Origin of the sequence: Clavibacter sp. MX14-G9D (assembly GCF_032917815.1) — a bacterium.
In the GTDB taxonomy this organism is placed as follows: domain Bacteria; phylum Actinomycetota; class Actinomycetes; order Actinomycetales; family Microbacteriaceae; genus Clavibacter; species Clavibacter michiganensis_K.
Map to the genome: position 1 here is coordinate 1 of NZ_JAVCVL010000427.1, position 698 is coordinate 698.

The window sequence follows — 698 nt, forward strand, 5'->3', positions numbered from 1 at the left end:
CCGCGCCACACGGCGGCGGCGAGGGCCGCGGCGCCGAGCAGCAGGATCGCGGGGGTCACCCACCCGGGCGTCAGCTGGCCGAGCGTGGGCGGCGCGTCCCCCGCCGCGTCGTCGGGCGACGGCGTGTACCAGACGAGCCGGGGGCGCTCCCCGAGCACGCCGAGCGCGAGGGCGGCGGAGCCCTGCTCCCCGATGCGGTCGTTGGTCAGGACGGGATCGGCGTCCAGCACGACGACCGTGCCGCCCGGCGCGAGGGCCGCGGGCACCTCGAGGAGCGCGAAGGCGTCCCCGGTGTCGTCGGGGAAGCAGGTGACGGCCGCGGAGGCGTCCGCGCCGACGAAGCGGAACACGGGCGCGTCGTCGGGGAGGGATCCCGCGGCCGCCGCCGCCGGGAGCGCGCACCGGGCGTCCAGCGCGCGGTCGTCGGACTCGGCCGCGCCGCCCGCCGCGACGTCGGGCGCGATCGCCCGGAGCGTCCGGAAGTCGGGGGAGAGGAGCACCGTGCGCGTCGCCAGCCGGCCGACCTCCGCCAGCCGGTCGTCGTCGAGGCGATCGGACGTGGGCCCGAGCACGAGGGTCGCGTCGTCGCCGTCCCCGACCGCGGCGCGGGCCTCGGCCAGGGTGCCGGCGAGGGTCACGTCGACGCCCTGGGCGGCGAGCACGCGGGCGAGCGCCTGCGTGCCGCCCGGGGCGGGGTT

General features: G+C 80.2%; 1 protein-coding gene. It reads right to left on the minus strand.

What is annotated here, in order from left to right; all coding sequences use genetic code 11:
* Positions 1–698 (minus strand): DUF4350 domain-containing protein (locus Q6969_RS16110; protein ID WP_317231340.1); only part of this gene is annotated, 698 nt, incomplete at both ends.